This window comes from Shewanella sp. 1180_01 (assembly GCF_052850535.1).
Map to the genome: position 1 here is coordinate 61,394 of NZ_VXCT01000026.1, position 7,066 is coordinate 68,459.

4 protein-coding genes are annotated in these 7,066 nt (G+C 46.4%); 2 read left to right on the forward strand and 2 right to left on the reverse strand.

Annotated features, from left to right (window positions below; genetic code table 11):
* Positions 1-19 precede the first annotated feature (19 nt).
* On the forward strand, positions 20-2,062 hold the full coding sequence (locus FW758_RS14330) for a M13 family metallopeptidase (RefSeq protein WP_006084358.1): 2,043 nt from the start codon (positions 20-22) through the stop codon (positions 2,060-2,062).
* Between the two features lie 79 nt (positions 2,063-2,141).
* On the opposite strand, the gene FW758_RS14335 is transcribed toward FW758_RS14330, so the two are convergent.
* Together FW758_RS14335 and hxpB are read right to left on the reverse strand one after the other, a co-directional pair.
* Positions 2,142-2,495, reverse strand: a complete 354-nt coding sequence (locus FW758_RS14335) for a DUF2845 domain-containing protein (protein ID WP_006084354.1) — start codon at positions 2,493-2,495, stop codon at positions 2,142-2,144.
* Positions 2,496-2,610: 115 nt separating this feature from the next.
* Positions 2,611-3,270, reverse strand: a complete 660-nt coding sequence (gene hxpB / locus FW758_RS14340; protein ID WP_446445740.1) for a hexitol phosphatase HxpB — start codon at positions 3,268-3,270, stop codon at positions 2,611-2,613.
* A 434-nt stretch (positions 3,271-3,704) separates the two neighbouring features.
* Between hxpB and acnB the strand changes: the two genes are divergently transcribed.
* Complete coding sequence (gene acnB, locus FW758_RS14345) at positions 3,705-6,302, forward strand: bifunctional aconitate hydratase 2/2-methylisocitrate dehydratase (protein ID WP_446445741.1); 2,598 nt, start codon at positions 3,705-3,707, stop codon at positions 6,300-6,302.
* Positions 6,303-7,066 lie beyond the last annotated feature (764 nt).

Genomic DNA, 7,066 nt, shown 5'->3' on the forward strand with positions numbered 1-7,066 from the left:
AAGGAAGCTGGGGAAAACAATGAAGAAGATAAGCACACTGGCACTGGGTATCGCCCTGAGTTTAGGTTTAGCCGCTTGTAGTACTGAGCCTAAAACTGAAGTCGCCGCGGTTTCTGGCATTGAATTGCAAAACTTTGATGCCTCAGTTCGCCATCAAGACGATTTCTATTACAGCGTTAACGGTAAATGGTTAGCGAATACGCCTATTCCAGCCGACAAGTCTAACTACGGCGCATTTTCTGTGCTGTACGATCAAAGCCAGGATGCATTGAAAAAGATCATCGACGAAGCGGCTGCTAAAAAGAATCCAGCGGCAGGCTCGAATGAGCAGAAGATTGGTGATTTCAACGCCAGCTTTATGAATACCGATTTGCTTGAAACCTTAGGCGTTACGCCGCTTAAGCCATTGCTGGCCGATATTGCTGGCGCAAAAACACACGCTGATTTACCTGCCGTTATGGGTAAATTGCTGACGACCGGTTCTGGTATTCCCTTTGGTTTTTACGTCAATAACGACGCCAAAAACTCAACCCAGTACGCCGTATATCTAAGCCAGTCGGGCCTTACGTTGCCGGACCGTGATTATTACCTGAAAGATGATCCTAAGTTTGCAGCTAATCGCCAAGCCATGGCCAAGTATGTGACAGACATACTGACCGAAGCGGGTTACAAGGACGCTAAACGCGCTGCTAAAAACGTTGCCGACATCGAAATGATGATCGCCAAAAGTCAGTGGAGCCGAGTGGAATCCCGTGACGCCAATAAGGCTTACAACAAGTTAGATCGCGCTGAACTGCAAAAGTTAACGGGTCAATTTGATTTCAATGCCTTCGCGACCAGCGCAGGTTTAGGCGACAAAGTCACTGACATCATAGTGCGCCAACCCTCTTACTTCGAAAAACTCGGTGCAGGTTTCGAGACCTTCCCAGTATCGGCTTGGCAGGATTATCTCGCGTTCCACTTAGTAGATAGCTACGCCGAGTTACTGAGCAAAAACTTTGTTGATTTGAACTTCGCCTTTAAGAGCAAAACCTTAATGGGTATCGAAGAGCAACAACCACGCTGGAAAAAAGCGGTTGATGGCGCCGACCAAGTGATTGGTGAGTTAGTGGGCGAAGAGTACGTTAAGCAATATTTCAAGCCAGAAGCTAAAGCGCGTATGGAAACCATGATCAAAAACTTGATCAAAGGTTTTGAAGTCAGCATCAATGAACTTGAGTGGATGACGCCAGAAACCAAAGTCGCCGCCCAAGAAAAACTGGCTAAGTTTACCTATAAAATCGGTTATCCAGATAAGTGGAAAGATTACTCAGGTTTAGATATCAAGGCTGACGAGTTAGTCGGTAACTACATGCGTTACGCACAGTTTGAATATCAAGACATGATCAACAAGCTTGGCAAGCCAATCGATCGTACCGAATGGGGCATGACGCCACAAACGGTGAACGCTTATTACAGCCCAGTGAAAAACGAAATCGTATTCCCTGCTGCGATTCTGCAGCCGCCATTCTTCAATATGGATGCCGATGATGCGGTGAACTACGGTGGTATCGGAGCTGTGATCGGCCATGAAATCAGCCATGGTTTCGATGACCAAGGCGCTAAGTACGATGGCGACGGTAACCTGCGTGATTGGTGGTCAGATAAAGACCGCGAAGAGTTCCAAAAACGCGGTAAACAACTGTCAGCGCAATACTCAGGTTATGAAGCACTGCCCGGCAAGTTTGTTAACGGTGATTTGACCTTAGGGGAAAATATCGGCGACTTAGGCGGTTTAACCGTAGCGGCACGCTCGTATCTAATGAGCCTTAACGGCAAACCCGCGCCAGTGCTTGATGGATTAACGGGTGAGCAACGCTTCTTTGTGGGTTGGTCGCAAGTATGGCGTCGTAACTACCGTGATGAAGAGCTGAGCCGTCGTTTGCTGACAGATCCGCATTCACCGAGTCACTACCGCGCTATGGGTACGCCGCGTAACGTGGAAGCCTTCTATAAAGCTTTCGAGATGAAAGAAGGCGATAAAATGTATTTAACACCAGATGAACGTGTAAAGATTTGGTAATACATTCAGTTGATTGAAACAAGAAAGCCAGACAATGTCTGGCTTTTTTATTGATGACAATAATCTAGGATGCTGCTGATTAATGTCCGTAACCTAAGGATTCGATTTTAGTGACTTTATTATCAGTGGCATAAAGCCGGCGCATTAAGCGTGTCGGTCCAAAGTCATAGGTCCATTCTTGATACTCAGTCGGCAACTTGCTGGGATCGATCACTCGGTCGCCATCTGAATTGAGATAAGTAGCTGGCAAACTAAATTCTCGAATATCGCTGGGCGAGCCGCACTTCTCCAGCACAGTCGTTAAGGTATCGCCAGTGTTGACCACTTGTTGCTTGCAGTGCATAGCACCACCCGCATTGGCGGACAAGCTAACGGACATGAGTATTAAGCCCATGGGTAATAATACGGGTGATAATAAAGACAGGTACTTCATTGGCTCCCCTCTCGTACATACAGCATTCTGCTATTCATCCACACGGCAAAGACTCATTATCCATATAGCTAAAACTAAGCTTATCCGCCCAGCTAAGGCTAGGCGTGTTATGGCGTTATTGAGCTAAGAGTGTCGGCAAGGCCAATAAGTTCTCAGCCTGATGGTGGGCTATAACCCACTTAGCATCGCTTCTTTGCTCTGGCGCGGGGATCGCAAGCGTTTGCATATTGGCCGCTCGGGCTGCAATTAAGCCATTAAAAGAATCTTCGATCGCAAGGCAATAGCGGGGATCGACATCGAGTGCCTTAGCGCAATTCAAATACACTTCAGGGTGTGGCTTGCCGTAGGTGAGGCCCTCGGCAGATTGCACCGCCATAAATTTATCGCTGAGTCCTAACTTAGAGAGAACTGCCTCGATAATAGTGTAAAACGAGGAGGTGGCTAAGCCGATTTTAAGACCCAGTGCTTGGCAGTGGTCAATCGCTTCGTGAACGCCCAGCATAGCTTCGCCGCTAACCAGAATTTCACTGGCGACCTTATCGACAATCGCTTGGCTGACCTTGGCATTATCGTAGTGAGGCCAAGGAGCCTTGTGGTACCAATAATCGACGCATTGATCGATACGTAAACCAGTGGTTTGTTGAATCGTTTCTATGGTCACGGGCACGCCAAGTGCGGATAACACTTCATACTCGACCTGCTGCCATAAGGGTTCTGAATCGATTAAAACGCCATCCATATCAAAAATAACGGCTTGAATGCTAAGGGATGTCATTGGTGCTCCGATGGACTGGGGAAATAACTGGGATATGCAGTAAATTAAGCCTGAGTGTAAGTTCTCGCACTGCATCTTAAAAGCCAAAATGCCGCAAGATGAGAAAAATTTACACATATTTTATCTAGGGCGCTGAAAATTACCTGTTCGATTTAAAATTAATGAAACATTGTTAACTATTTGTAGTGTATGGTTTTTTGTCTGTTTTCAAACTATTGTCTAATTTCACTTGTTTTAATATTCCCGTAAGTTGGCATTCGCCGCCGGATTTAGTCCTTATTTCGCTTTTTGCCGAGTGTGACCTGATTCATACTTTTGCAAAGCTGTAGTATACTGCAGGCCGGAAATACGGGTCGATCATGTCGGACTGTCAGCTTCAATTAAGAAGACGTGCAGTTTCGTTGTTAGAGCGCCAAACAAAGAGGAATGTTGCCGTGCTAGAAGCATATCGTAAACACGTCGCAGAACGTGCTGCAGAGGGCGTAGTCCCTAAGCCATTAGATGCACATCAAGTGGCTGAACTGGTTAAGTTAGTTCAAAACCCACCCGCAGGTGAAGAGGCTTTCGTTCTCGACCTGCTTGAAAATCGAATTCCCCCAGGTGTTGATGAAGCCGCTTATGTTAAAGCTGCTTTCTTAGATGCGGTTGCCAAAGGCACTGAAAAATCACCTATTTTGTCTGCTGAGCGTGCTACTGAGTTATTAGGCACAATGCAAGGCGGCTACAACATCGAACCTCTGATCGCGCAGCTGGATAACCCAGCGTTAGCACCTTTAGCCGTTAAAGCCTTATCTCACACTCTGTTGATGTTTGATTCTTTCCACGATGTGGTTGAGAAGATGGAAGCGGGCAATGAGTTTGCTAAGCAAGTGGTTGAAGCGTGGGCGAATGCAGATTGGTACTTAAACCGTCCAAAACTTGCCGACAAAGTCACTCTGACAGTATTTAAAGTTTCTGGTGAAACCAACACCGATGACTTGTCACCTGCACCCGATGCTTGGTCACGTCCTGATATTCCATTACACGCGTTAGCTATGCTGAAAAACGCCCGTGATGGTATCGAGCCTGATGTTGCTGGCGCCGTTGGCCCAGTGAAAAAAATTGAAGCGTTAAAAGCGCAAGGTTTCCCATTAGTGTATGTGGGTGACGTTGTCGGTACGGGTTCATCACGTAAATCTGCGACTAACTCAGTACTGTGGTTTATGGGCGATGATATTCCATTCGTCCCTAACAAGCGCGCTGGCGGTTTCTGCCTTGGCGGTAAAATTGCACCGATTTTCTTCAACACTATGGAAGATGCGGGCGCACTGCCAATCGAGCTTGACGTAAACAAAATGGAAATGGGCGATGTGATTGACATCTACCCATACGCCGGTGTGGTTAAGCGTCACGATAGCGACGAAGTAATTTCAGAATTTAGCTTAAAAACTGACGTGCTGTTAGACGAAGTGCGTGCTGGTGGTCGTATTCCACTGATCATCGGTCGTGGTTTAACTGACAAAGCCCGTGAAGTATTAGGTTTAGGCGTATCTGACGTATTCGTGCGTTCACAAGACGTGGCTGACACAGGTAAAGGTTACACGCTGGCGCAGAAGATGGTTGGTAAAGCATGCGGCGTAGCTGGCGTGCGTCCTGGCCAATACTGCGAACCTAAGATGACTTCTGTCGGTTCACAAGATACCACAGGTCCTATGACCCGTGACGAGCTGAAAGATTTAGCTTGCTTAGGTTTCAGTGCTGATTTGACTATGCAGTCATTCTGTCACACTGCGGCTTATCCAAAGCCTGTTGATGTGAACACGCATCATACTCTGCCAGATTTCATCATGAACCGCGGCGGTGTATCACTGCGTCCAGGCGATGGTGTTATCCACTCATGGTTAAACCGTATGCTACTACCAGATACCGTTGGTACCGGTGGTGACTCACACACGCGTTTCCCAATTGGTATTTCATTCCCAGCAGGTTCTGGCTTAGTGGCGTTTGCTGCGGCGACTGGCGTTATGCCGCTCGACATGCCGGAATCAGTATTAGTGCGCTTCAAGGGCAAAATGCAACCCGGTATCACACTGCGTGATCTGGTCCATGCTATCCCATTAAAAGCCATTGAACTGGGCATGCTGACCGTTGAGAAGAAAGGTAAAGTCAATATCTTCTCTGGTCGCGTACTGGAAATCGAAGGTCTTGAAACCTTGAAAGTTGAACAAGCTTTCGAACTGTCTGATGCTTCAGCTGAGCGCTCTGCTGCCGGTTGTACCATCAAGTTAGACAAAGAACCTATCATCGAATACCTGAACTCAAACATCATCATGCTGAAGTGGATGATCGCTGAAGGTTACGGCGATCGTCGTACCATTGAACGTCGTATCAAAGGCATGGAAGAGTGGTTAGCGAATCCTGAACTGATGAGCGCCGATAAAGATGCTGAGTACGCTGCAGTGATCGAAATCGATTTAAACGACATCAAAGAGCCAATCCTGTGTGCGCCAAACGATCCTGATGATGCAGTACTGCTGTCATCTGTTGCGCAAACTAAGATTGACGAAGTGTTCGTCGGTTCTTGTATGACCAACATTGGTCACTTCCGCGCAACCGGTAAGATGCTAGACAAGTTTGCTAAAACCCTGCCAACCCGTCTGTGGATTGCTCCACCGACTAAAATGGACAGAGATCAGCTGACTGAAGAAGGCTACTACGCAATTTTCGGTCGTGTAGGCGCGCGCATCGAGATCCCAGGTTGTTCACTGTGTATGGGTAACCAAGCACGTGTAGCTGAAGGTTCGACTGTAGTATCGACTTCTACCCGTAACTTCCCTAACCGTTTAGGTACAGGTGCTAACGTTTACTTAGCCTCCGCTGAACTTGCTGCGGTTGCTGCACTGTTAGGTCGTCTGCCGTCACCTGAAGAATATCAAGAATACGCAAAAGAGTTAGACGCCACTGCGGCTGACACTTACCGTTACTTGAACTTCGACCAAATCGAGTCTTATACACAAAAGGCATCGGAAGTGATTTTCCAGACTACAGTGTAATCGATTGCCGTTAAGGTAACTTGATGTAAAAAGCCAGCGCAAGCTGGCTTTTTTGTAGGTCAGTTTCTCCTCCACATATATATGTACAAATAACCCCTTTAAATATTGATGTCTCGGCTCTCCCATATAACAGGCTCGGTTTTCATAAATGGCTAACATTGTTATTAGGCAATTAACTAAGGCGTGCTCCTAATAAGTATCAGGCTTCACCTCGCTTAATCTTCCTTTTGAAAGACTAAATTCTTCTACTTACATACTTACCTACAAATCATCTAATGGCTTTTTGAGAAGGATAATGTCGAGCAAAGGCATTATTTTGACTGAATTGTGGATAACTTTGGGGGTAAGTGGTGGGTATGATGTGATTAGCTTGAAGAATATGAATTAACTGCAAATTTCCTTAAAATAGGGGTTGCGCACTTTCTCAATCTCCCTATAATGCGCATCCACTGACACGGCAGATAGCGAAAGCAAGCTGGCGAGTTAGATTGAATTGAATGGCTTACTCTCTATTGAGAATGGTACTTAATTCAATCGGAGCAAGAAGTTGAAAAAACTCCTTGACGCGAAATGGGAAATGCGTAGAATACGCAGCCCTAGCCAACTGGAAGCGTTCGACGCTCAGTGTGGTACTCACCTTCTCTTATGAGGTTGAGTTGCTCTTTAACAAGATAAAACAAGAAATCTGTGTGGACACTCACAGGTGTTGAGTTAATCGAAACTGCTTAACCTTCGGGTTGGCAGTCAAAAATTTAAATCAACCG